Annotated in this window: 21 protein-coding genes; 3 read left to right on the top strand and 18 right to left on the bottom strand. The window is 54.3% G+C overall.

All coding sequences use genetic code 11. The annotated features are described in order from the left end of the window. The first annotated feature begins 5 nt into the window (after window positions 1–5). Together ACQ5SP_RS11745 and ACQ5SP_RS11740 are read left to right on the top strand one after the other, a co-directional pair. Entirely contained in the window at window positions 6–1,253 is a 1,248-nt protein-coding gene (locus tag ACQ5SP_RS11745; RefSeq protein WP_430938567.1) for an O-antigen ligase family protein, read from the top strand. 238 nt (window positions 1,254–1,491) lie between these two features. Beyond that, window positions 1,492–2,718 (top strand): glycosyltransferase family 87 protein, encoded by a 1,227-nt coding sequence (locus tag ACQ5SP_RS11740; protein ID WP_430938566.1) that lies wholly within the window; start codon window positions 1,492–1,494, stop codon window positions 2,716–2,718. 126 nt (window positions 2,719–2,844) lie between these two features. Here the strand turns inward: ACQ5SP_RS11740 and ACQ5SP_RS11735 are convergent, their stop codons facing one another. The 9 genes from ACQ5SP_RS11735 to ACQ5SP_RS11695 form a co-directional block, all read right to left on the bottom strand. Further along, a complete protein-coding gene (locus tag ACQ5SP_RS11735; protein ID WP_430938565.1) occupies window positions 2,845–4,200 on the bottom strand; it encodes an O-antigen ligase family protein in 1,356 nt (451 codons plus the stop codon). Then, complete coding sequence (locus tag ACQ5SP_RS11730) at window positions 4,197–4,472, bottom strand: hypothetical protein (protein WP_430938564.1); 276 nt, start codon at window positions 4,470–4,472, stop codon at window positions 4,197–4,199. The genes ACQ5SP_RS11735 and ACQ5SP_RS11730 overlap by 4 nt, the downstream gene beginning before the upstream one ends. A 59-nt stretch (window positions 4,473–4,531) precedes the next feature. Next, window positions 4,532–6,232, bottom strand: coding sequence for a TadE/TadG family type IV pilus assembly protein (locus ACQ5SP_RS11725; RefSeq protein ID WP_430938563.1), 1,701 nt, complete (start codon window positions 6,230–6,232; stop codon window positions 4,532–4,534). Between the two features lie 253 nt (window positions 6,233–6,485). Continuing rightward, entirely contained in the window at window positions 6,486–8,027 is a 1,542-nt protein-coding gene (locus tag ACQ5SP_RS11720; RefSeq protein WP_430938562.1) for a hypothetical protein, read from the bottom strand. 355 nt (window positions 8,028–8,382) lie between these two features. Beyond that, a complete protein-coding gene (locus ACQ5SP_RS11715) occupies window positions 8,383–9,009 on the bottom strand; it encodes a hypothetical protein (RefSeq protein WP_430938561.1) in 627 nt (208 codons plus the stop codon). Window positions 9,010–9,122: 113 nt separating this feature from the next. Continuing rightward, the gene (locus ACQ5SP_RS11710) at window positions 9,123–10,226 is read right to left on the bottom strand and encodes a S8/S53 family peptidase (protein ID WP_430938560.1); all 1,104 of its coding nucleotides are present in this window, start codon (window positions 10,224–10,226) and stop codon (window positions 9,123–9,125) included. A gap of 417 nt (window positions 10,227–10,643) precedes the next feature. Beyond that, window positions 10,644–11,459 carry a YdcF family protein gene (locus ACQ5SP_RS11705; RefSeq protein WP_430938559.1) on the bottom strand — a complete coding sequence of 272 codons (816 nt, stop codon included), beginning with the start codon at window positions 11,457–11,459 and terminating at the stop codon, window positions 10,644–10,646. Window positions 11,460–11,502: 43 nt separating this feature from the next. Further along, on the bottom strand, window positions 11,503–12,099 hold the full coding sequence (locus ACQ5SP_RS11700) for a VanZ family protein (protein ID WP_430938558.1): 597 nt from the start codon (window positions 12,097–12,099) through the stop codon (window positions 11,503–11,505). Next, entirely contained in the window at window positions 12,047–12,307 is a 261-nt protein-coding gene (locus tag ACQ5SP_RS11695) for a Flp family type IVb pilin (RefSeq protein WP_430938557.1), read from the bottom strand. Before ACQ5SP_RS11695 ends, ACQ5SP_RS11700 begins: the two co-directional genes overlap by 53 nt. A gap of 1,228 nt (window positions 12,308–13,535) precedes the next feature. Between ACQ5SP_RS11695 and ACQ5SP_RS11690 the strand changes: the two genes are divergently transcribed. Beyond that, window positions 13,536–14,447, top strand: coding sequence for a tyrosine-type recombinase/integrase (locus ACQ5SP_RS11690; RefSeq protein WP_430938556.1), 912 nt, complete (start codon window positions 13,536–13,538; stop codon window positions 14,445–14,447). Window positions 14,448–14,811: 364 nt separating this feature from the next. On the opposite strand, the gene ACQ5SP_RS11685 is transcribed toward ACQ5SP_RS11690, so the two are convergent. From ACQ5SP_RS11685 to ACQ5SP_RS11645, 9 genes are all read right to left on the bottom strand, one after another. Then, window positions 14,812–15,636 carry a class I SAM-dependent methyltransferase gene (locus ACQ5SP_RS11685; protein ID WP_430938555.1) on the bottom strand — a complete coding sequence of 275 codons (825 nt, stop codon included), beginning with the start codon at window positions 15,634–15,636 and terminating at the stop codon, window positions 14,812–14,814. 169 nt (window positions 15,637–15,805) lie between these two features. Next, window positions 15,806–17,221, bottom strand: coding sequence for a mannose-1-phosphate guanylyltransferase/mannose-6-phosphate isomerase (locus ACQ5SP_RS11680; RefSeq protein WP_430938554.1), 1,416 nt, complete (start codon window positions 17,219–17,221; stop codon window positions 15,806–15,808). 103 nt (window positions 17,222–17,324) lie between these two features. Continuing rightward, on the bottom strand, window positions 17,325–18,287 hold the full coding sequence (gene fcl / locus ACQ5SP_RS11675) for a GDP-L-fucose synthase (RefSeq protein WP_430938553.1): 963 nt from the start codon (window positions 18,285–18,287) through the stop codon (window positions 17,325–17,327). Between the two features lie 10 nt (window positions 18,288–18,297). Continuing rightward, window positions 18,298–19,419, bottom strand: a complete 1,122-nt coding sequence (gmd, locus tag ACQ5SP_RS11670; protein WP_430938833.1) for a GDP-mannose 4,6-dehydratase — start codon at window positions 19,417–19,419, stop codon at window positions 18,298–18,300. A 30-nt stretch (window positions 19,420–19,449) separates the two neighbouring features. Further along, complete coding sequence (locus tag ACQ5SP_RS11665) at window positions 19,450–20,211, bottom strand: glycosyltransferase family 2 protein (RefSeq protein ID WP_430938552.1); 762 nt, start codon at window positions 20,209–20,211, stop codon at window positions 19,450–19,452. A 250-nt stretch (window positions 20,212–20,461) separates the two neighbouring features. After that, window positions 20,462–21,421: a glycosyltransferase family 2 protein gene (locus ACQ5SP_RS11660; RefSeq protein ID WP_430938551.1), complete on the bottom strand. Its 960-nt coding sequence runs from the start codon at window positions 21,419–21,421 to the stop codon at window positions 20,462–20,464. 245 nt (window positions 21,422–21,666) lie between these two features. After that, entirely contained in the window at window positions 21,667–22,731 is a 1,065-nt protein-coding gene (locus tag ACQ5SP_RS11655; protein WP_430938550.1) for a glycosyltransferase family 2 protein, read from the bottom strand. Between the two features lie 334 nt (window positions 22,732–23,065). Beyond that, on the bottom strand, window positions 23,066–23,887 hold the full coding sequence (locus ACQ5SP_RS11650) for a sulfotransferase family protein (protein WP_430938549.1): 822 nt from the start codon (window positions 23,885–23,887) through the stop codon (window positions 23,066–23,068). Window positions 23,888–23,895: 8 nt separating this feature from the next. Continuing rightward, a partial coding sequence (locus ACQ5SP_RS11645; RefSeq protein WP_430938548.1) for a hypothetical protein occupies window positions 23,896–24,131 on the bottom strand: 236 nt, incomplete at its 5' end.

The following is a 24,131-nucleotide window of genomic DNA, read 5'->3' as shown; positions in this document are numbered from 1 at the left end:
ATCTTATGGTCGCACAAACACGACGTCTTGCCGATATCCTGCCCCTGGTTTTCGGTGCATGGCCCCTCTTCGCGTTGCTGCCCGAGCTGATCGCTCCCGGCCAGAATGGCACCATCATCGCCATCTTGGGCATTCATTACGCGGTCCTGGGACTACTGATCTTGTGGCTCCTGGCTACCCACTCTGCGTCCCCGAGGTCTCCGACGAAGCGCCCAGCCGTCCTGATCCTCTGTGGCCTCCTTCTCTGGGCGGCCCTTGTTACACTGATCTTCGCAGAGAACAGGATTTACGGGCTTCTGAAACTCGTCGAGCTGAGCGGTTTTATCCTCGCGGGTCTCGCCGCAACACGTCTCTACTACAGAGTTGGTGACGCCTTTGCTGCCCGCCTTTTGCGGGCACTCGCAACCGGGCTCATTCTTGCACTGCTCCTGTCGATGACGGCTGATCTTGTCTTTCGAGACGCTTTCGAAGGGACCCGGATACCCGGCTTCATCCATATCAGGATTTTTGGGTTCTCAGCCGCGATCGCGATCGCTCTGTCGATAGGCTGGATTGCCGGCTCCCCCTCTTTTGACCGACAGAGCGCCCGGGGATATGTTCTCCTCTGTTCAGGCTGGACCGTCCTTTTCTGGAGTGCAAGCCGTGGCGGAATCATATCCGTTTTGCTTGCCTTCGCGTTACTCGCGACGCTGATCACACCGCTACGCAGTGTCTGGCTCCATGTTTTGACCGCAATGGCTATCGGCTTTGCCGCAGCCCTCGTCCTCCCCGGCCTCGGCAATTCCGGCGCCACCACGATTCTGGCGCATGACCTGGAGATCAACAGCCTCTCATCAGGGAGATGGGTGCTCTGGCAACGCGTCATCGGGTTCATCCAGGAGCGCCCGCTCACGGGTCATGGATATGCCCAGTACTACGCCCTAGCCGTCGAGGCTGGCGACGCGCCTGAACGTGCCATGCCACACGTGCACAACATCGTTCTCGAAGCCTGGCTGGCGATCGGCGGGCTGGCTACATTCCTGCTCGCCGGGCTTGTTCTCTGGTCCTGGCTGGGATGGCTCCGGTCAGAACGCGCTGCCTCGAGCGAAGCCGGAATCGGCAGCCTTCTGGGTGTCACCACGCTTCTTGCCTACGCCTTGTTGGACGGGGTGTATTTCTATCCCGAGGCTGCCCTGCCCTTCGCGGTGATGGCCGGGATATTGGTGGCCCGCCGAGACATCGACCGAACGGAATGGAATGGCCGAACGTGCTGAATTGCGACTTTTGCGCCGCCAGGTCGCCACCACCTCCGGAAAGGGGAACGAGACCGCCATCCGGGCGGGAAACCTCTTCCATGTCAGGCCCGGACCGAGAGGCCGATCGGACAAGGCTGCGAGGTTGTGCAGCTTGATCAGGCACGGCAAGATCGCAGCGGGTTTCTGAAACGACCGCAAGGAAAACCAGTCCCTGCGGGGAGGATCTCAAGTGTGTGTCTATCGGATATCGACCGACATGGGTAAAGACAGGCAAATCACCGGAAAGGTCGGCCCAGGTCCGACACATGTCCTCCAGGGACGACGGGTCTTCCTGACAGAACATCGGCTCCGCGCCTACCCTAAGATCCTGATCGCTTCCTATCTCCTTTCAGCGGCAATCATTGCGCTCTTTCTCGGCACTGACCGCCTGCCATTCCCCCGGCTCGGAACAGACTTTGTGGCAATGTATGGAGCCGGGCTCCTCGCCGCTCAAGGCATGTCTGCCGAGGCGTACGACGCCCGCATCCTGTTCGATGCCTATCGGGAAGTCCTTCCGAGCGTCGATTACGTGGTCGGCTGGGCCTATCCGCCGGTTATTCTCCCGCTCTTTCACGCGCTGGCCAAGCTACCTTTCGCGCTCGCCTACACGGTATGGATGACGGGAACGGCTGTCTTCTTCGCAATAACCTTGCGTCCAGTCGTACGATCAGGTGCGGAGGGATGGCTCATCGCCGCGGCGCCGGCCGTCGTCTATACCGTGATAACCGGCCAGGCGTCGTTCCTCGTTGCTGGGCTGATAGTCTTGTTCATACGCCTGCTGGATGACAAGCCTGCACGTGCCGGAATCGCGCTAGGGCTGGTCTGCGTCAAGCCGCATCTCACATTCCTGTTCCCAATCTTGGTACTCGCCTCCAGGAAATGGAGAGCGCTGGTCACAGCCTGTGTTTCAGCCGGCGCGCTTGTCGCTTTTTCGATCCTTCTCTATGGCCTCGATCCCTGGAAGATTTTCCTGAGCGAGAACCCGGGAATCGTCTCGGAGGTGGTGGCCGGCGGGTATGTAAACTGGCGACTGATGTCCTCGCCATTCACCTTCGCACTTTCCCTGGGCGCTGCACGCGAAACCGCGATGGCACTACAGGTCGCTTTCTCCGTGCTGCTATGCGGACTGATTGTCTTCCTTCTGGTCAAGGGCGCGTCGCTACGCTCCGTTGCTACACTCAGCATGGCCGCGGCCGTGCCGGCCACGCCCTACAACTTTGCCTATGACTGGGTCTTGCTCGTCCTGCCGTTGCTCCGGCTCGCTTATGAGCCCCGAGTCGGCAGGCTTATCAAGACTGGTGTCATCCTCACGCTGTACCTGTTTCCCTTCTTGATGATCTTTGTCCCGCTAGGGCAAAACCTGTCGTTCGGATTTCTGTTCTTCTTACCGCTCCTCGGCCTCCTGACATTGATCTGCTGGCGCGAGGCAGTCCGAAATGATTAGAAAAAAGATGCAGGCCAGTCATCTCCGCATCAACCGCCACCTGTCAGTCCATGAGCACGGGTTTGTGATCGCGGACCCAGATGATTGATCACTATGGAAGCCGCATTCTCTTTTTCTGGATACTCTTTAATCGATCTCTTTTGGAGGGCGCTGCGCCTGCCTGCTTCCCAGAATTCCGACCGCCACCGCAAAGAACAGAAGCGACTGTGGATAGTAATAAACGGCATCGACAAAGGAATACCCGTACAAGACCGTTATCACGAGAAATGCGGCGAGACGGTCAACAGTGTTGTCCTTCCTGACATCAAATATCCAGCGGAACCAGACCACAATAGCTGCTGCCGCAAGGATGAGCGTGCCGGGAATGCCGACTGCGAGCAGGCTTTCCAGGACGATATTGTGTGCATGGGCTACTCGCACGAGGTCAGGGTTATGAACTTCCATCAAGGCCGGGAACTGTGCGTAGCCGTGTCCGGTCCAGGGGCTCTGACCGATCAGGGTAAGCACGTTCGACCAGATATTGAGCCGCCCGGCACCAAGGCTTTCAACCGTCATCTCGTGATCGATCGCCGTCAACGTTCCCGTGCTGAAATATCCTGGGATCGGAAGCGACAACAGGAACCCAACAACTATAGCCGCCACCCAGGGAACCAGCACCTCGCGCAGTTGCACGAAGAACATTGCGCAAAGAAGTGTTGCGAAGATCGTTGTAGCAATTCCGCCGCGACTGGCCGTCCAGAACAGGACACACCAGAGGACGGTCAAGCCAGCCAGGCAAACCGCATACCTACGGCGCAAGCCTCGACTGTGCGCCAGAAAACCAGTCAAAATCGCAATGGCAGCCGCAAGCGAAAACCCGAACATTCGAATGTGGATAAAGCCCGCGCTGCCGCCGGAGCCATACCGTTCAGGGGATTCCAATTGCACGGCGACAGATGCAACTGCTGCGATTGTGAAGCCCAGCGCCAGAACCCACCAGAGCCTGGCCATGGCGTGCGGACCGCCAGCCTTTGAGAGATCCGAGATTGCGAGGCCGAATGCCACGACGAGGCAGATTTCGCCGATCTTGAAGAGCCCCCTGCCCTTTTCAGGTCCAATCAGCAAGGTCGTGGCGAGCATCCATGTGATTATCACGAGGAAGAGCCAGTTGGTTCTTACTCCAAGAAGGCGGCCAGGCTCGGAAGCGATTGCGGCCAGTCTTTTTCGATCGAGGCTCAGCCGTGCCGCAACTCCGAGAAAGACAACGAGCAGCAGCGCGATGAGGTACACGACATATATGCGCGCATGGGCTTCGGAAAGTTCCGGGCTCGAGACGTCAAGAAGCAGTGCCAAAACAGGGCAAAGTGCGAGAATAACGGACGCCACGTTGACCAGAAGCATCCCGCGCCCTGACCCGGCCGAGCTGGAACAGCTTTCGAAGTATGGCGGCCCGGGTGGCAAATCCTTCCTCTGCATCACATTTTTTTGTTGAAACTGGTTCATTCAAGATTGGCTGGCAGACCGCTGAGAACCGGATGCTGTGAGCGCCACCTATCTGCAGGTGCGTTAGAAAGAGCTTGTTCAGAACATTTCCACGATGACAGGCAGGAAAAACCTTGATCATATTTTTTTACAAACACCAAACATAAGAAATGAAAGTTCAAGAGTTTTGGCTGCATCGAGAACTCCAGATAGCGATTCACTATTTCAATCCATAATTTGGCCGGATTTTTGAAAATGATTTCATCGCACTGGCGCCACAGATGCCAAAACATTATTCGTAGTTTCAACGCCGCAACTGATTTACAATCCTGGTGAGCTCACAAGTTCCAACTTACCGAACCAGATCAGTGCTCGGGCGTTGGAACGTATTGACCTCTCCGGCGCGATAGACCTCCTGGATTTCTAGCTTGATTGAGCTATTGCCCGGCGGCATGTAATTTGTCACGAAAGCGTCGGTATAAGCCAGAGTGTCGATCGTCCCGCGGCCCGGATCCACAGGGCAGTTCGCAACCGCTGTAGTGATTATTCTTCGATCAATATTGAGACTATTCAGGGTGCCGTCTGGCGTGTGGTTTAAGTCAGGTCTGGCATCCGTATCAGGGACCGCTCCTTCATCCGCAAGCGAAATGGTGACGCTTCCGTCATCACTATGAGTAACGGAAAACACTTCGAGCTCATAGAGATAGACATCATGGCGAGACGGCTGCAGGTCCAGGAAGGCCTGTGTATCCGGGTCGAAATCGGTAAAAATCGGATAAATCGGGCTATCCAACCAGCGATTCATATCCGCATAAGAAGAGGGCTTAAGCAAAGACTCGTATTCCTCTAACCGCTTCTCTGTTTCCTCCTCTGCTTCAGTTTTACCATCATCGATATCAGGATCGTATGTGGGATCGGGATCCGAGTATTGGGGGAAATTGGTCCGCCAATAGGTATCCAAATCCCATTCGCCCGTGCCTATAATGCCGCCATTTTTTTCAATTGGCGTACCGGTATTCGCCGTAAAACCAATGGAACCTGTCGGCCTATCCGTCCGCCGAACGTTCGGAGCTGGCCAGAATGGTTCTTTTGGCTGAACGGCTTGATACTCATCAAACATTACATTGAATCCCTGGCGGACTGCCGCGTTTACGCCAGGTTTTGTATCGTTGTCCGTATCGTCACCCGGGGTCTGGTCAAAGCAAATGGGCGGACGTGAATCCGCAATAAAGTCACGTAGACTATTGAGGCCCTTCCCGTCGACCGAAAGGAGGCCAAAATTTCCAGGACCCGCAGGGTTCTGCGTAAGGAGGAGCTCAAACGACTTGCCGTGATATTCCCCTTTTTCCCATGCTTCCAGAAATAAGGTGCCAGCTGGATCGGAATTGCTGCCATCCGGCAAAATTTCATTTTCAGGATTACAGATATAAACTGGGGGCACCTTACAAACACCCAAGTCAAAAGTGGCCACAGCTTCAGCGGCCACCGGAACGGTTTCCCGACCACCAGTCGCGGGGTTGATGAAAAAGGTCAGAAGAGGCGTGCCCACGGGCTCAGCGCGCACGTAGACATACCGTGCTTGAGTGTCGTCCGTCGTACTGTAGGTGGTCAGCCAGGCTTCGGTAATCGGGTCCTTGTCACTGTCCGTCTCACCGTCTCCGCTCGGCAACGGGTAGACATCGGTATCCGCAGTGCTTCCTGGAATCGCTGACAGGAACTCCACCCTGAACTGCGCCGTGCTCCCTTCCTGGTATTCCAGTTCAATAAACAGTCCGTCGCCCCCCGGCTCCAGGAGAGAGACGCTGTTCGTGAGCTCGGCCATTGCATTCTTTGCACGCGCGATGGCTCCTATGTCGCCATCGAAGGCAGGCGTTCCATCCAGCTCGCGGGCGCCGGCAAGCGCCAGGGAGTCCGCAGCAGCCTGAAGATCCGAGTGGGCATTGTTGCCACGCGAGACATCGATAATGAGAAGCCCCATTCCGACGAACGCGATCAGGGAAATAACGCCGAGCACGGCGACGTAACCGTCTTCGCTCTTGAAAAATTTATGCATCGGTCTCTCGCGACATGCTATCTGACAGGACGCCTATCAGTCTCGCGAAGTTTATATCGGGACCTGCCAATTGACAATCATGCCGTGAGTGCATCACACGCGACACTTTTCCTCTTCGTCACGTGCGTGTGGGCGCTTTTCTGGCTTTGCCTGGTCAGATTGGACCCGTAAGAGACTGCTGGCTTACCGGTCTTTGGTCATACGTCTTACTATGCAGCGAAAAGCCAATCTCGTCGGACATCGGGAGCCCTGATCACAAGGGAGCCCGCCGGTCACAATCAAAAAGCTCCAGCCCGGCAGTTTCAGGCAAGCTCGAACGCCAGTCGCGCAGCGCGGCCTGGATCTCCGGCATTTTCGCGGGATCGACCACGTAGATGCTGACCTCGGACCCTGCCGCGATCACCGCACTCGTCCCGAGAACCCCGACAAGACACCAGGGCTTTTCCGCGACCTCCTCAAACCACTGGTCATAGATCATCACGAACTCGACATCATGGCGCTCGGTCAAACGGCGGAGCGTGTCAGCCGTGTGCCCGCCGGTTTCCGCCTGGATCCTGCGCGAGACCTCCGAGCCGAGGCCGTGGAGATCGAGAACGTAGGTATCGTTCTCGAAACTCACCCAGCCAAGATCGTTGACCGCGACCCGTTCGGGAAAGAACTCGGTTGCGAAGCGATGCATCTGGTATTGCTGGTCGTAGATGTTGCGCGCGGCAGCGGGGACCAAGACCGCCGTGCCGGAGAAGGGGATCGCGCAGATCACGAGAAGACTGAAAACGACGCCGTGGCGGAGGCGCGGTGCGGATAACGCCTCGCGGACGACGAGCGTCACGAGGATGACCGCGATCGCCGCCCCGTAGCTCTCGTAGCGCCCGATCCCGCCGTATTTCCCGAGGGCGAGATGGGCGAGCAGCGCCGAGGCCCCGACGAGGTATAGCACGCGATAGGCCTGCGAGGCGGACGGGCGGAGCGCGAGGGGCAGACCGGCGAGCCCCACGACCGCGAAAAGCACACCCCAGTATTTCCCAAGGCTTGTCGCGATCGTCTCGCCCAGCGCCGCGACGATCGGCAGGAGATCTCCGCCAACGAGATTGGCCGAGGCATCCGACTTGACCATGACGGAGCTCGGCAGAAGCGGCAGCCCGAGGCTTTTCATGAAGCCCGCATAGGCGAGGACCGACATCCCGGTCAGGCCCAGCGCGGCACCGGCCTCCCGGGGACGGCGGAGGAAGAAAAGCGCAAGGATGGCAGCAGTGCTGAGCGCGAAGCCTTCGAAGCGGATCATCGCGTTAAGCCAGATCGCCGGGACCAGGTAGAGCGTCCGGTCACCCTGCGACGTGGCGTGAAGGCCGACCAGGACCAGCACCGTCGTCAGCACATGGATCGAATGCTCCATGCCGGTGAAGGGCAGCCCCCAGGAATTGATCGCAAGAGGCAGGAGCAGGGCCGCGAGCGCGGCGATCACCAGTCTTGTCCTCGGCATCCCGATCCCGGTGAGAAGCTCGTCCCAGAGAAACCGGGCGAGGACGAAGACGGCGACACCTTGCGCGAGAAGCGCGATCAGGAGCGGCGGGACCTCGCGCAGGCCCAGCGCGAAGAAGGGCGCGAGCAGGAACGGGTAGAGGACGGACGAAGACGGAGAGGACGGTTCGCTGAGGTTGATCCCGTAATGCCCCCGGGCAATGTTCTCGGCAAGCGCTAGATGGATATAGGGATCATCGAGGACGTAGATGAGCCTGCCGAAAGTCGCATCGAGCGCGGCCCGGAGGACGAGTGCAGCGCCGAGCGCGAAGATCATGACGCATGCAAGGGCAAAACGGGTTCGGGCGGCAGTGTCGGGCAAAAATGAATATCCTGGTCTCGAAATCAGATGCGCAATAATTTTCGATCGTAATACGCCTTTAAGGCGATTTCCAGACACACCCGTCAATTAAAATTAGTTTCGCCCGAAGGGGGCCAGAAGGCGACCGGCGCTTATCCTTCTGGGGGTCCTTCGCTCTGTCGCCACCGCTTTCAGATTGGATCCAAAGCGTCTCAGGGGCTGGGGTCTGGCGTTATCGAGCCTTTGAAGATCATGCCAAAGGAAGCCGTGGCCAGATCCGAAGCTGAAGGTGACCGGATGGGCGCAACGAAACGCACCGCGCGATCTGTGATCAAAACCGGATGACGTAATTGATCGCCGCTTCGAGCTGGTCGCCCGGTGGCTCGTCGACAAGGTATTGCAGCGTATCGCGTGGCGGCAGAGGCGTCGCGGCCAGCCGACAGTTCACCGTCTGAATGCCCCCGATATCGCCATAATCCGCCCTGCAGGTCTTCTCCTGCAGATCGCCCCCGTGCGTGTAGGAGAGCCTCAGCGTCAGGCTGCTGTTCCGGGACAGGTCGAAGCGGCGAATAAAGCCGAGCGTAACGCTCGGCTCGATTTCATATTTTTCACCGCGCTCTCCGGTACCAAGGCCCCAAAGGATTCCGAAATTCTCATCGACCAGGGTCAGGAGCGTGACCCGGAGGTCTCTCCAGTCACTCGAATACCAGGGCTCGAAGGGGACGGACGTGCCGTCCGAGAGCTGTGTCTCGCCCCAGCTGAGTGAACGGGCACTCTCTGACCTGCGGCTGATGCCGATATCGGCGAGCACGGTATCCTCGAGGAACGCCTGGGCCACGGCGGGGGCCTCCGGCATCAAGATCCACGCAAAAAGAATTCCGCCTCGCAGCAGAGCTTTAAAGCCAGCCATGGCCCGCCTCGACACGGTCACCACGCGAGCGGGCGCCAGCACCCACATCGATCCGGGCGCATCCTCTCCCGGTTTCGGGATCTTCCAGTCACGCGTCGTGCGATCCTCGCAAATGCTTAATACGGGGCGTTCACACCCCTCAGTGAGACAGAGTGTTCGCCTCAGTCTAGCGCGTCAGGCGCTATTGCCGCGAGAATGTCAGCCTCGCCCTGCCCGTGCACAGCAATATTATACCCGCTGAAATTACTATGCGCCGTCTCAAGCAGACGCTTTGCGACAAGTGTCGGTGTTGCCGTGTCCTGGAATTTGCTGCTCAGAACGGCGCCATAGCCCGCAATGACGGGGGCGGCGAAAGAGGTGCCGGCAAGGCCTGTCCCAAAGCTGTAAGCGTTCGACGCGGCTTCAACGCCGACGACCAGGAATTGCCGTTGTACGCGCGGATCGCTACCGGCAACGCTCGAATAGTACGCGATCGCCGAGTCCGGATCGCCCGTCCCCACCATGTTCCAGTCCATCGCACCCGCAAAAATTACCGGGTCGAAGTTGATATACTCGCCATTTTCACCAAAGGTTACGGCTTCAAGATCGTTGATGAGAGCGAGGGAAAGGTAGTCGTAGACTTCCCCGCCGTTGTATCCAACTTCCGAGCCCTTATTGTTGCCCGCAGATTTTGCGATCAATGCCGTCCCTTCCCTGGCTGCCTCCACGATCGAGAATTCAAGTTCGCGGTCCAAAGGCGCGGTGTAGCCATAGCTCAGGTTCAGGATATCAAAGCCGTCTGTCAGTGTTATTGCGCTGCCGTTGTAGAAATCGTCTTCTACCATCGTTGCTTTCGGCGCGACCATGCCGGCTTGCTTGAGCGTCCACTCGCCGTGCCGAAGCCGATCCTTGCCATCTCCGAGATTGGCTCTGATCTTGTCACGGCTTGAGAAATCGTCGACGACTGTAATCGTTGCGCCCTGCCCGAGATAACTGTTGCCTTCAAAAGTCCACGCGCCTTCGAGGCCCGGGCTCATCCAGCCGTAATAGGTCGGAATAGTTGGGTCAGTAGATCCGCCACCGCCGCCACCATCGTCTTCGTCCCCGCCACCAGGACCACCGGCCCATGCGGGCGGCTTGTAGGTCTCAAGCGGGGGAAGTGTCTGCACCGCATCTGCGAAGCCCAGATCGCGGCCCGTCATCCACCAGGTTTCATCGACACCGCCCTGTGCCCAGGACGTGCAAATCGACATGATGGTGACGAGGGATGTTGCCGTACAAGTCATTCTCAAGCCCTCCGTGGGTCCATGCAGAAAGCATAGCCCAAAGCTTTTCCTTAATCAAAAAAGTTGCGATATATCGACCAAACGCGAAACAATAAAATAATTTTAGCGGGCCTGTTGCTAGATTCTTACGGAATTGAAGAGTTTCACCTGCCTCGAACGCCGTCACGCGCTCGCGGGACGGTTTCGGGTGCCGGACACAGCGCGACGGATGGCCGGTCGTTGCCCATCGCATCAGTTGTCGGGGTGTCGAGTTCCCAGGCGGGCCTGCTCGTGCCATGGCGACGCTGCGATGACACCACTTTTCGTTGCGGCTGCTAGCCGTACGCCGGACGAGCGTGGGGGCGCAGTGAGGGCGGCGCGCTAACTTCAAGAAACTGGTTGGTTAAAACCTGGCGGTTCGCCAGACGTCTCCCTGCCTCAGTCTTCCTCCACGAGACAGCCCGGCGCAGCCTCGGGTGACAGGACCCGCCCGCTGACCCAGTAGGCCATGAGCCCGATCCATTCCTTCACGCCCGTGTTGAGATCATCGAGGTTACGGGCCAGATCCCAGCCGATCCGTTGCCGGAACGCCCCGCTTCGAAAACCTGCCGGCCAGGGCCGGATATTCTGCCAGCCGGCCGCACAAAAGCTGCCGACTGCACGCGGCATGTGGAAGGCGCTGGTCACGAGGAGCCAGCTGCCTTCGCCGTAATCGATGATCAGATCCCGGGAGAAGGTGGCGTTCTCAGCCGTGTTCCGCGACGCACTCTCAAGACCGAGGCGCTCTGGTGCAATCCCCGCATCGATGAAAATCTCTTCTGCGATGAGCGCGCCGGATGGCCCGCCGCGGACGCGCGCGCTCCCGCCGGTGAAGATCAGGGGGGCATTCGGGAAGCGCTCAGCAAGGGCGATGGCAGCGAGAAAGCGATCCGCCTCGTTGTTCGTCGTTGGCTGCCCCTTCGCCGCTGAAACCAGCTCCTCCTCCCCGCCCCCGAGCACGAGGATCCCCGCCACATCTCCCAGGTCCGGATTCGCCGGGTAGCGGGCCTCGAGCGGGCCCAGCACGACGTCACCGAGGGGAAATACAGCGACCCCGAGCAAGCCTGCGAGGCCGAGCGTGAGGCATAGCTTGGCCAAACCCAGTCGAAGGCGATGCAGGGCATAGAGGCCTAGTGCGACGAGGAAAACGAGAAGCGTCTCGGGCCGGATAAGTGCCCAGCCAAGTTTCGCGGCAATGAAGAACAACGTGTCCATTCGGGTAGCTCTCAGCTGCCTCGTTTCAGGGCCGGTGGCACTTCTATCCGTGCCTCACCGGATGTCTCAATTTACCCTGCTTAAACCGGTGCGCCCCGCCGGCAAACCTTGCAGGTTGCCCCCTCTTGATGCGTCGCCCTGCATAAGGCGGATGGGGAGATTCTGGAGAGGGCCGCGGAAAAACAAGCCGCGCGCGGACCATTTGAACGCCAAAGGCGACCGTCATGCCCAGAGCGATACCGAGCCCGTTTGCACCGAAGTCTATCCAATCTGCGGAGCGTCCGAAGGCAGGCTGTATGAGCTCGATTCCGCCTCCGTAGAGAATTCCGAGCGGTGCGATGACCCATATGCTCTGCGGACGGAACAGGGCTGCCAGAAAGGCCGCCAAGCCGAATACCAGCATGTGGACGGTCTTGTCGCCGAGACCGAGATGATTGCCGGCTAGCGGAGGCCCGAGGATAGCCATGACACCACCCAAGACAGCCAGAATCAGAAACAAACCAACGGTCAGAAAAGGACCTAGTCGGAAGTAACGGGCGCTATGAGAAACGGATGGCACTTTTGAATACCGCCGGCTGTGGTCTTTTTCAGGTTGGCGTAGGGATATCTGAAATCCAGGAAGCCCAGGCAACCCAAACATCCGCCACCGACACTCCGAATGCCTGCACCGCAATAACAACAATAGCGGTCAAAACGCCCAAAAGGACCACATATTCGGTTAACGCCAAGCCATCGTCATCCCGAAAAAATCCACGTGCGCGATGCAAAATATTGAGACGCAAATTCAATCCCTCCGACAGGCTTAACTTGTAGGTGTACAACGTCCGTCGCAACAGCCCCTCGGTCAACTAATTTCGCTAACATCTCGCCATCTCCGGCTGTCAAACCACTGACCATTGCCCGATTTTTAAGGAGTCGCCTCGCCCGCAATGATCTAAACGAACCGCCGGGCCCTCCCGCGCAGATGCTATCTCGTGACGAAAGTCGGGGTCGCGGGCTGGTCCTACCCGGTCGAAGCCACTCCTACCGTACAATTCGCAGAGGAGCTCATATGGACCAGGTGATGGAGATACTGGCGCCATTCTTCTGGAGGCAGGAATTCGCTGGTCGTTGATAACACGATGCCGACTGCTCACGCCCGGTCCGCCAGGCAAACGGCAGAAACACGCAGTACGAGCGCGATTGCTCGAACCCCCCGGTCAGCCGCTTTTTATGATCGTGCTATTGGCGGGGCTTTTCCGTGCGGTTGTGCGCGCGACAGGCGCATTTTGAAGACATCACTTGCTGCGCGCGAGAGACTGTAGCCCATCAGCGACAGAGAAGCGGCTTGCCCGCTCCGACACGAACCGAGCCCTTTCAGGCGCTTCTCCGCGGGAAGAATTTCGCCACCGCCAACTCTCCGGACAAACGCCCGGCAGGGCTTATCTTCGGGCATTTGCGTCGCCCTCGTGCCACCCGCCCCGAAAAGGAAAAAATTCCCCGGGTTTTCCTTGGTTTTCAGGGAGATCGCCGGGAACTTTTCCGACCTCTATAAAAAAAGGAGCGGATTGCGCCCGGAGTCCGGGTCCTTGGGTCTGCCCGTGTCGGCTCGCCTGAGAAAGCAGTTCAGGCGTCGAGTGTACCGCGACGAGGGCCAAGGTCAGCCAAGGTCACCGGTCTCCATCATCGGGTCTCGCCGATCAAACGCGCGGAAGTTGCCGGTTTCGCGCGGCGTGGAGGTAGACGCAGATGCCGCACGGCGGCGCCCCCTGCCCCGCCAAACGAATACCTGGAAGCTGACTCAGGACCCCGCGTCACCGCTGAGAGCAGGTGGATGAATTCGAATCCCGGGGGCGTCATCAGGCGCGCCGACAAACTCGATGCCTTCCCTTTCCAAGCAGTCTTTGAGGGTCCCAATAGTCGCCGCACTCGAAGAAGGAACGTGATCCGATGCCTCAATACGCTTAAGAGTTCGAACCGGAACGCCGGTCCTGTCTGATAGCTCTTTGACAGACAGCCGAAGTGCAAAGCGCGCTATGCGAATTTGATTGCCTGTAAGCATTGAACTCTCGAATTATTGGCCCTATAGTGCCATTTATGGCATCTATGGAAAGCCCCAGAGCACCGGACTGGCGGTCTGAGTTTGAGCGTCTCGAAGGCGCCTATGCCCCCGGGACAATGCGCTCATACTATTCGGACGTGCAGGCTTTTGTCGACTGGTGCGAGAGCCGTGGGCAGGCCCCCTTCCCCTCCGATGTCGAGACGGTCTGCGCCTTCATCGAGGCGCAGGGCAAAGAAAAGGCGGCGTCGACCGTGCGACGCCGCCTCTATGCGATCCGGAAGGTCCACCGCCTGTTGCGGCTACTGGATCCCACTTACGACGAAGATATCAATCTCTCCCTGCGCCGCGTTCGGCGCGCCAAGCTCACCCGCCCAAAACAGGCTAAGGGGCTGACCCGGGATTTCCTCGACCGGTTCATCGCGGGCGAGCCGGACACGCCCTGGGGGCTTCGCAACAAGGCCATGCTCGGGCTTGGCTACGAGTTACTGACGCGGCGCTCCGAGCTCGTGGCCTTGCGGAGCGAGGATATTTTCCCGCGCAATGACGGAACGCTCCAGGTAATTGTCCGCCGCAGCAAGTCGGACCCGTTTGGTCAGGGACGGCTCGCCTTTACCTCCCGGCGTACTGCGGCGCTTGTCGAGGCCTGGCTCGACTGGCGCGGGCCGCATATTTCCTGGCTGTTCTGCCCCATCTACCAGGGAAAGGCGATCGAGCGAGATCTCAGCACCACGACGGTCAAGCGCATCATCAAGACCGCCACGAAACGGGAAGGTCTCGATCCCGACACCGTCGGGGAGTTCAGCGGCCACTCGCTCCGCGTCGGCGCTGCCCAGGATCTCCTGAAGATGGGCCACGACACCGCGGCCATAATGCGCGCAGGCGGCTGGAAATCCATCAACGTCCTGGCGCGCTACCTCGAAATGGCCGAGCACAATGTCTGGACTTAGGTCATAGAGTTAACATCCCGGACTTGTCGGCTTTGTGCAGCAAAAATAGCTAGACACATAGCCAATCAATAAACATCTCCGCGGTCACTACAGTAGAGAGGGAAACCATTGGAAATCAGTCGCAGCGGGTCAGTACGCACTTCTGATTCTGGAGGTTATCGACAATGATCTTTATACGGCTGCACCCCTTTTAATCATAATTTTGAATTGATTTGCACTACGATTCCAATCCCTGTCGATCAACTTTTCAACGTCTTTCTAATGATGAACCTCATCATATCGACTAATAATACTCCGCAACCTCCAGATAGGTATTCTTTGAGGCCTGCTCATAGTGCTCAAATTTTCCAAAATCAATACATTGTTACCCAAAGATTTTATAAAATCGCGTCATTCCACTATTACGTGCAGTATAGTTTGCCTCATATTCTAATAAGGCGTCATCGATGTCTTTATAATCAAAACCGAAGTGCGTCCCGTATCCATCAGCAGGTGGACGTGCATTGGAGAGCCTCCGTCCCGAAAAAAGAATACGAAAATATTCGGCTTCAGATATGCCTAGCTCTGATACAGAATATCCAAATATAATCTTTTTTATTGTATATTTAAATATTCCTCTCATTCCGCGCTCGATTGGAACTGAGATCAGAGCCTTGCCACCGGGCGCGATCCGTTTCAAGATATTTTGCACTGCAGCTTTTAAGTTTCCGACGTGCTCCAAGGTCTCAAAACAGGTCACAAGATCGAAAGTTTGACTGCCTCCATAAGGTTGGTTTAGATCAACTTGACCAAATTTGACATTTGGATATTTCAACGTTCCAATTTCAATATTTTCGCTATTGCGATCAAAACCGAACGCTTCCAGATCAAAATGGTGGCGTATTTTTTCTGTTATATAGCCGTTCGAACACCCCAAATCGCAAAAGGTGCCGTTTTTATAAATCTCAAAAGCCTCTAACTCTTTGAAAATTGTCACTAGCCTATGACGATGGCCAATAGCACGAACCCCATAACCTTTATAACTCTTAGAATGGTCAACAGTCATTTCACCTCTCTTACACAGAGTTTCAAAATTTCCCAAACGGATGCACTCCTCAATTTTTGATCCGCGCTTATGAGTCAGTTCAATTGAGGGTTTGATCCTTGTGGCGATATCCCGCGTGAAAGTTTCAATCTTTACGCCGTCCAAAATTTCAGTCGCATTCGCTCTGCATCTTGGAAAACAAGAGCCTTCTGACGTTTAGCCAAGATAACCCAGTGATCGTATGCACCAATAGCTGGAAATCCCTTAACATCTTCAAACACTACTTTGAGCACGCAAAAAGAGGCTCTTCACTTGGAGTAGATTAGTTGTCGTCTTACGTGCGCGCGTAGACATCCTCGTGGCGCACGATGTCGTCCTCGCCGAGATACGTCCCGGTCTGCACCTCGATCAGTACCATCGGCACCTTGCCCGGGTTTTCCAGCCGATGGACCGTCCCGACGGGCACGTAGATCGACTGGTTCTCAGTCACCAGGGTTTTCTCGTCGCCGACAGTGACCAGCGCAGAGCCCTCGACAACGATCCAGTGCTCGGAGCGATGGAAATGGCTCTGCAGGCTCAGCGCCGCGCCGGGCTCGACCACGATCCGCTTGACCTGGAAGCGATCGCCCATGGCGAGCGACTGGAACCACCCCCAGGGCCGATGGTCCTTCGGGAACAACTCCGCTTGCCGCGCCCCCTTCTCTTTCAGGGCTTTCACGACCGTCTTGACGTCCTGTGCGCGATCCATGTCAGCGACGAGTACCCCGTCCGAGGTCGCCACGGCTATGATGTTCTCGAGCCCGAGACCGACGAGCTCCAGGTCCGGATCTTCAGACCGGAGCAATGTGTTCTGGCAATCGATTGCCGTTGTTGGTCCCGATTGCACAACCCCGGACTCATTCGGACCTTCCTCGCGCCAGACGGCATCCCAGCCGCCGAGATCGGACCAGCGTTCTGCGAAGGGGACCGCGGTCAGGTTCTCCGCCTTCTCCATGACCGCGTAGTCGATGGATATGTCCTCGGCGGCGGCCCAGGCCTCCGGATCCAAACGCAAAAACCCGAGATCCGCTTTCGCTTTGTCGACCGCCTTTGAGACAGGCGGCACCAGGTCGCGCGCATGGGTCTCGAAGGCCGCGATGATGTCTTTCACGGCGAAGAGAAAGATACCGGCATTCCAAAGGAAATTGCCCGCGGACAGCATCTCCGCGGCGTTTACTGCATCCGGCTTTTCGACGAACCGTTTGAGCCGGACGGGTGTGTCACCTGCCTCATGGGCGTCCAGTTCGAGATAGCCGTAGCCGGTTTCCGGACGATCCGGGCGAATTCCGAAGGTGACGAGGTCGCCTTCAGAAACCGGCATGCATCCCTTCTCGACCGCACTACGAAACGCCGCGGCATCCGGGATGACGTGATCGGACGGCGCGACCAGCATCAGCGCATCTGGATTCTGCGCCTGGAGATGAAGCGCCGCCGCCAGAACCGCCGGCGCCGTGTTGCGCCCCTCTGGCTCGATCAGCACAGCACCCGGGTCGATGCCGACTTCCGCCAGCTGCTGTGTCGCGATGAACCGGAAATCGGAGCCCGTGATCACGACAGGTGCGGCGTAACCCTTACCGCTCAGCCGCCGCGCGGTCGCCTGGAAGAGGGTGCCATCCGAGACAAGCTCAGTGAATTGCTTGGGATAGCTCTTCCGCGAGAGCGGCCAGAGCCGCGTACCGGAACCGCCACAGAGGATAACGGGATAAATCATTGGAAACTCCTCATAAAGGGCAGAAACATATTTTTGTACGGACCACTTAGCACGGCCACCTCACATATTGGGCAAGGCTTACGCAGCGCTCCACCGGCAGGTTTCAAGCCCTTAGTCTCTCGCGATTTTCCAGGAACCAGTCATAGGTTTTTCGTACCCCCTCTTCGAGTGGAATACTTGCTTCCCAGCCCATCCCATTAAGACGGCTTACATCCATCAGCTTTCGAGGTGTGCCATCGGGCTTGGACGTGTCGCAAACGATCCGTCCCTCGAAACCTGTAACCTCCGCAATCAGTTCGGCCAGCTCGCGGATACTGACATCGGTGCCCGTCCCGATATTCACGTGGGAAAGCATCGGCTCAGTCTCAGCATCGTAGCGTTCCTTTGGCAAATCGAGCACGAAGAGCGCGGCTTCGGCCATATCATCGACATGCAGGAACTCACGGCGTGGCGTGCCACTGCCCCAGATCACGACCTCTTCCGCGCCGGTTTCAACCGCCTCATGAAAACGCCTCAGGAGCGCCGGTAGAACGTGCGAATTTTCCGGGTGAAAGTTGTCTCCCGGCCCGTAGAGGTTCGTCGGCATGACGCTCCGGTAATCGACCCCGTATTGCCGGTTATAGCTCTCACAGAGCTTGATCCCGGCAATCTTCGCGATGGCGTAAGGCTCGTTCGTGGGCTCCAGCGTCCCGGTCAGGAGCGTGTCTTCCGCCATCGGCTGAGGAGCGAGCTTTGGATAGATGCAGGAGCTGCCAAGAAACAGGAGGCGTTCCACCCCGGACGCGAAGGCCTGGTGAATGATATTCGCCTCCATCATCAGGTTCTCGTAGATGAACTCTGCCGGATAGGTGTTGTTGGCCTGGATGCCGCCAACTTTGGCCGCTGCGAGGATCACGACACCGGGCGTTTCATCGGCCATGAAGGCGCGCACCGCGGCCTGATCTGTCAGGTCGAGCTCGGCATGCGTCCTGGTGACGATTTCGACGTCGCCACACTCGCGTCCTTTCAGCTGCCGCAGGATGGCCGATCCCACCATTCCGCGATGGCCTGCTACGTAGTACTTCATCACCCCTCGCTCAGGTCTCGATCGAGACGGGAAGCTCCATCCCGTGCTCTTTCAGGAGCGCATGGCGCCGGGCGGTCCTCAGGTCTTCCCGCACCATCTCGGCGCACATCTCCCGTGCGGTGATCTGCGGCTCCCATCCAAGCTCGCGCTTGGCCTTCGAAGGATCGCCCAGAAGTGTTTCGACCTCGGCCGGGCGGAAATACCGCGGGTCGATCCGCATGATGACATCGCCTTCCGATACCGCCGGCGCCTGGTTGCTGGTAACGGCTTCAACGACGGCCCGCTCTTCAAGCCCGCTGCCTTCGAAGCGCAAATTAATGCCTAGGTCTTCCGCCGCCCAGCGAATGAACTCACGAACGGAGTACTGCTGACCCGTCGCGATCACGTAGTCCTCAGGGGAGTCCTGCTGGAGCATCATCCACTGCATGCAAACGTAGTCCTTCGCATGCCCCCAGTCCCGAAGCGCATCGATATTGCCCATGTAGAGACACTCCTCGAGACCCTGGGCGATATTTGCGAGTCCTCGCGTAATCTTGCGTGTCACGAAGGTTTCGCCCCGCCGCGGGCTCTCGTGATTGAAGAGGATCCCGTTGCAGGCATACATGCCATAGGCCTCACGGTAATTTACCGTCATCCAATAGGAGTAGAGCTTAGCAACGGCGTAAGGCGAACGCGGGTGAAAAGACGTTGTCTCGGACTGCGGCGTTTCCTGCACGAGACCATAAAGCTCCGAGGTTGAGGCCTGGTAAAAGCGGGTCTTTTTATCGAGCCCGAGAAAGCGAATGGCTTCCAACAATCGCAGCGTTCCGATCCCGTCGACGTCCGCCGTATATTCGGGCGCCTCAAAACTCACCGCGACGTGGCTCTGAGCCCCAAGATTATAGACCTCGTCGGGTTGCACCTCCTGCAGGATACGGGTCAGGTTAGATGTATCTGTCAAGTCACCATAGTGCAGATGTAGCTGTGAGTTTGGTTCGTGCGGGTCCTGGTAAATATGGTCGATCCGTTGAGTGTTAAACTGCGATGCACGACGCTTAATTCCATGAACCTCATACCCTTTTTTCAACAAGAGTTCCGCTAGATATGAGCCATCCTGTCCAGTGATTCCTGAAATCAACGCGCATTTTTGCATGTCACCCCCCATTTTGCTACATATTTAAACTCAACGGCGAAAAACCGCATTCTTTGCATAAAACGAAAATAAATAAATCGAGCGGAAAAAACCAATACGCTCGGAATTTCGTAAGATTTGCCATTGACTCAAGGCCTTTCTAACTTTATTCCTAGAAACTGAACCCGAAACAACTCTGTACCTAGTAAGGGGCTTGTCCATTCTCTTCGCAACAATACCACGCTTTAGGACGGAAAGCCAAAATGCGTAGTCTTGTCCTCGAGGGATATTCGGCATTCGGCTAGCCCCAATCGCCGAACGGTGAAGCATAACCGTAGAACAGCCCAACGTGGCCTTCTTTTTAAGCATGTCATTATAGGAAACTGACTTAGGAGAGTGCGCATCAACAACTCTAACAAAATCGTCAGCCCCCCCTGCATGTTCTGGAATAACCATATATGGAGAAAAAGAAAATAGACACTCGTTACCCATAAACTCAAGCTGCGAACTAACTTTATTACTTAGCCATAGGTCGTCAGCATCCAAAAAAGCGATAAACTCACCTTCAGCCCGATCGATGCAAATATTTCTTGAGCACCCAGGCCCCCGATTTTCCTTGCCAAAAGAAATTTTTACACGCTCATCACTATCCGCAATCTCTACTAATATACGAGCGCTTTCATCACTCGATCCATCATCATGAATAATCCATTCCCAGTTTGGATAATCTTGCTCCAGAACCGAACGATAAGTTTGGCGCAGAAATCTATCAGAGTTAAAGCATGGCGTAACTATTGAAACTTTTGGTGTCACGAGTCCTCCAAGGTAATTATAAAAAACGCGTCCTACTTAAACAAAAATTTTGACAATATCCCTCACACCGCCTCCGCACTTCACCAACCCTAACCTTCAGCAAGATTTAATTTCATAACAGCTCGTTTTACCCCAAGCCAACAAATTACCCTTAGCGTGATTATTCGCTGCCCCATAAACTCGTATAAAAAAACGATTGCACACTAACACTATCAATACCACCGATAAAACTCCAAACCGGGCAAGAAATTTAATCTCCCCAAAATAATTTTAGTGACGCTCGGACTGAGCTAAAAGCATGTTTTAACCAACGCCACCAGCTTACAGATTTCATGAAAGCTGTATCAATAATCAGTTCCAAGTACGGCTGTACCACGAGTAATGGCCAAAACCACCCGCCATGTTTCGAGCAAAAAACAATCCGCTCCTTAATTGGTTGCTCTTTAGTCGACAGTAAAAGTCGCCATCGCTGGACGAAACCAAGAGACCTATCTTTACTGGTTCGATAATCGGAATTCCGATTGCAAATACCAAGCGGCACAGGATATACTCGGAAATTAACACCGTCAACTTTTGCTCGAAGACCAAAATCAATATCGGCCTTTGAGTGGGTATAGCTCTTTGATAAAAAACCAATCCTCTTTATAAGTTGGGTTGGAATAATGGCAAAATTCATATTGAATGTGTCTACTTCCTCATCATTTTCCGAAAGTTTAAACGATGCTCTAAAAAACTTATTTTGCCTAAGTCCGCCATATGAATACAGCCCTTTCTCATCAACAAATTTTCCAATATGAATGCTTAGCATGTCATTGCAAAATTGATCTATTATAGCCCTTACCTCAGAGGCCTTTAGGTATATATCGTCGTTTGCGACGATTAGAGCATCAAACTTCTCAATATCAATAAGCTCATAAGCACGCCTCATTCCCCCAGCCCAAAAAAGCGCTCCGCTTCCAATGCTATAATTTTGACAATACTCTTCCATCAAATCTCTCGTGCCATCGACACTTCCATCATCGCATGCAAAAATAGAAATCTCCACAAACGGATGGGCAAAGCTGCTCCAAAAATCCAGAAATTTCTTGGTTTTTTCTTTTCGATTATGTGCCGTAAAAACTAGCGCCATCCGAAGTTTCTGGCGATGAAATCTCATTTTGGTAGTGCCCTTTTTATTTGCGTCTCTTGGCTCAAGGTAAAAGCTTTCCAAAAATTTGCGTCCGTAAAATATTTTTCAACGACCAACGAATATACAAAACACAAATCAGCTCAAGTATATTATTGTTGAAATTAACCCGAAAATTTATACCACATCGCGACGAAAAAAATTTGTCTGTGCTGGAGGCGCAAAGAATTCTTTTTCTTCAAAGAAACTGACTAAGTCGAGATAAATCAGGATGGCCAGGGGCAAAAAATTTTCGCCTTAAGCCATCGACTTAATTACTCAAAACAAATTTAAAAAAAAATTTTCGAATTGATGTCTTTGTCGGGTCTAGATGCGTGATTTTCTAGTCTTCCATGAAAGCACGGAAACGCGCCACAATATCTTAAGAACCCAATTTCCTGAAATAGTTTTCGTACAATTGACCATACAACACCACGGGCAATCATTCGCTCAGGAAGCTCTCGAAAATTCATTGCCGAAAACGACTTCTTAAAGAATTTATAGTTTAAATGCATACGATAACTATCGCGTAAATGATCAAAAAATTCCTCTCCGAACACACGTTTCACCTCAGGCTCCCAGACCTCAAGCGTCCGTTCAATACCCAAACGACGCATTTCCTCATTTGTTGTCATTCTATCCGCGAGTAGATTCTTATTAATGCGCGGCTTCACATCGAAAAGCACCTGGCACCGGCACCCTGTCCCGGAAAGAGTTATCCATAAGTCATGGTCCACTCCAGTTCGGACACATTCACGGTACCCGCCAACGCGGAGCAAAACCGTCAGTCGGTAAACTTGAGCCGCCACTGGCGGTGTAACGCCCGCTACCATAAAATTGATAAGGGATTGCGGTTCGCGCAGACTGTCGCAGCAGCGTTGACGAGATTGCGGATAACCAATTATTATATCAACATCTTCGCCCGCGTCTCCGGCGCTCTCGCAGGCTTCAAGAAACCTTGGGATCATGTCTTCTGTCCAAACATCATCATCGTCGCAAAAGGAAAAAAACTTTCCCCGCGCTAGCCCAATTGCCGTGTTTCGAGCAGCTGCCAGCCCACGGTTTTCCTTGTGCCGATAATAACGAATACCGTACCGTTCAAAAATTCCTAGTAAATCTAATGGTGGAGATGATTTCGAGCAATCATCTACCACGATAATTTCGACACGTTCATCCCAAGTACGAAGCAGTGCCAAGACTGCCTCAGTACATCCATCCCATCTGTTGTAAGTGTTGACAGCAACAGTCAGTAGCGGTTTTTCCGATCGATCATTCATTTCAACTACCATTTTTCGCTCCAAGATTAATTTTATATGCCAGATAATTACGAAATCATAGGCACGGTCGAAAAACATAATACAAAAAATATGAAATATAAACATTTTTGACGGCGATGGGAGTAGGATCTAGCTGTTTTACATTGCTTCAAATTAAAATAGCCTATCTTCCAAAATAAATGGCGATATTCTTCGAAGCCTGCCATGATCGTCGTGTATCCAAAGCCATCACCTGACAAAAAAATAGGAAATCCAAGCACATACTTTACCAACCCTATGGAAAAACTCGAACCAAGATTTTTAACCTTTATTAAAAGCAAACAACCTGAATTTCAGTTCATTTTGAATGATAATATCTTCGCGTTTTAAATGTTTCTGGATTGAGCCAGAAAATCCCAAAAATGAAATTAAACTATTCAATATACCCTAATTTTTCCATCAATTTTTTTGCAGCATCATATCTTTTATAATAATTCAAAATTTCAATATGCCTAGTGTCACGAGCCGACCGGTACCTGCCAATCGAATTTTGTGTGGGTTCATTCTTCTCACTTACTTTTTCATCCTGTATATCGTTTTTGTATGCAACCTTATATGAGCTTTTAACTGGTCGACTTAAAGGTATGTTTAACCACTTAAGAAATTTAATCTTTTCCACACAAGAATTTTTTACTAGATCTTCATACCTTATAAGGTAAAAATTTTTGTTTTTATTCGATAAATCCATATACCTTTCATATTGAGTAACCCATTTCTTCCAAAACCTCTCATCCCTTTCTAGCTCCGGGTGCCGATCGAACTCGAATAGACTGACTAATTGGTCTCTCGGATCCCTTACAATGCAGCAGAAAGCCACTTTATCCCCACACGTGGCAATAATTTTCTCTATATGCCTAATATAATGAGTTGATTTATCGACCAATATTTCCTCCATTTCAAAGCTTTTTTCCCAACTAATGAAAAAACCTCGTCTTTCAAAAGGCATTATTTTAAGCCCCGGGTAATCTCCGAGGTAATTTTTCAAAAAACTAGATCCCGTTCGCGGCATGCCTGTCATGTATATTACAAATGGAGTTCTTTTATCTTTAGGTATATTTCGGAACTTGAACCTGTAAAGATATTCCCTCGATGAACGCACCCCTAACTGCGCCCTCCATTTTATTTCGTAGAATAATCTAAGGAAGGCGGCTGGAAGCTGTTTCTTTAGCGATGCCGCGATAGTATTATAATACATCTTTTCCCCTAAAAATTGAAAAATCCAAGTAAGAACCCGGTTTTTTTGGTGGTGCAAATACGGCATAGACTATGAAAGGTAATAACTTCGGATTTCAGTTTTTGGCCGGCCGCACTAAGTCGTTCGGCCTTAAAAATTTTCTGCGTCGATTTTTGTTGAAATAGATCAGGGTCAGGACCCGTAAACCCGTTTGAGGCTGCACTGTCTGCATGATTCAAGCTCCCAAGCGAATGGGGGAATGATG

This window comes from Rhodovulum sp. YNF3179 (assembly GCF_050586465.1).
In the GTDB taxonomy this organism is placed as follows: Bacteria; Pseudomonadota; Alphaproteobacteria; order Rhodobacterales; family Rhodobacteraceae; genus CAJXYS01.
Note: the sequence above shows the minus strand (reverse complement) of the source record. Positions and strands in the feature narration are given on the sequence as shown.

Bases quoted from the DNA above. Each gene is read 5' to 3' on its own strand.
- ACQ5SP_RS11710 (WP_430938560.1), bottom strand. From the start codon at position 10,226: ATGACTTGTACGGCAACATCCCTCGTCACCATCATGTCGATTTGCACG.
- ACQ5SP_RS11725 (WP_430938563.1), bottom strand. From the start codon at position 6,232: ATGCATAAATTTTTCAAGAGCGAAGACGGTTACGTCGCCGTGCTCGGC.
- ACQ5SP_RS11720 (WP_430938562.1), bottom strand. From the start codon at position 8,027: ATGATCTTCGCGCTCGGCGCTGCACTCGTCCTCCGGGCCGCGCTCGAT.
- fcl (WP_430938553.1), bottom strand. From the start codon at position 18,287: ATGAAGTACTACGTAGCAGGCCATCGCGGAATGGTGGGATCGGCCATC.
- ACQ5SP_RS11680 (WP_430938554.1), bottom strand. From the start codon at position 17,221: ATGATTTATCCCGTTATCCTCTGTGGCGGTTCCGGTACGCGGCTCTGG.
- ACQ5SP_RS11740 (WP_430938566.1), top strand. From the start codon at position 1,492: ATGGGTAAAGACAGGCAAATCACCGGAAAGGTCGGCCCAGGTCCGACA.
- ACQ5SP_RS11745 (WP_430938567.1), top strand. From the start codon at position 6: ATGGTCGCACAAACACGACGTCTTGCCGATATCCTGCCCCTGGTTTTC.
- ACQ5SP_RS11700 (WP_430938558.1), bottom strand. From the start codon at position 12,099: ATGTTTGGGTTGCCTGGGCTTCCTGGATTTCAGATATCCCTACGCCAA.
- gmd (WP_430938833.1), bottom strand. From the start codon at position 19,419: ATGCAAAAATGCGCGTTGATTTCAGGAATCACTGGACAGGATGGCTCA.
- ACQ5SP_RS11655 (WP_430938550.1), bottom strand. From the start codon at position 22,731: ATGTTTTTCGACCGTGCCTATGATTTCGTAATTATCTGGCATATAAAA.
- ACQ5SP_RS11715 (WP_430938561.1), bottom strand. From the start codon at position 9,009: ATGTGGGTGCTGGCGCCCGCTCGCGTGGTGACCGTGTCGAGGCGGGCC.
- ACQ5SP_RS11735 (WP_430938565.1), bottom strand. From the start codon at position 4,200: ATGAACCAGTTTCAACAAAAAAATGTGATGCAGAGGAAGGATTTGCCA.
- ACQ5SP_RS11705 (WP_430938559.1), bottom strand. From the start codon at position 11,459: ATGGACACGTTGTTCTTCATTGCCGCGAAACTTGGCTGGGCACTTATC.
- ACQ5SP_RS11730 (WP_430938564.1), bottom strand. From the start codon at position 4,472: ATGTTTTGGCATCTGTGGCGCCAGTGCGATGAAATCATTTTCAAAAAT.
- ACQ5SP_RS11690 (WP_430938556.1), top strand. From the start codon at position 13,536: ATGGCATCTATGGAAAGCCCCAGAGCACCGGACTGGCGGTCTGAGTTT.
- ACQ5SP_RS11650 (WP_430938549.1), bottom strand. From the start codon at position 23,887: ATGTATTATAATACTATCGCGGCATCGCTAAAGAAACAGCTTCCAGCC.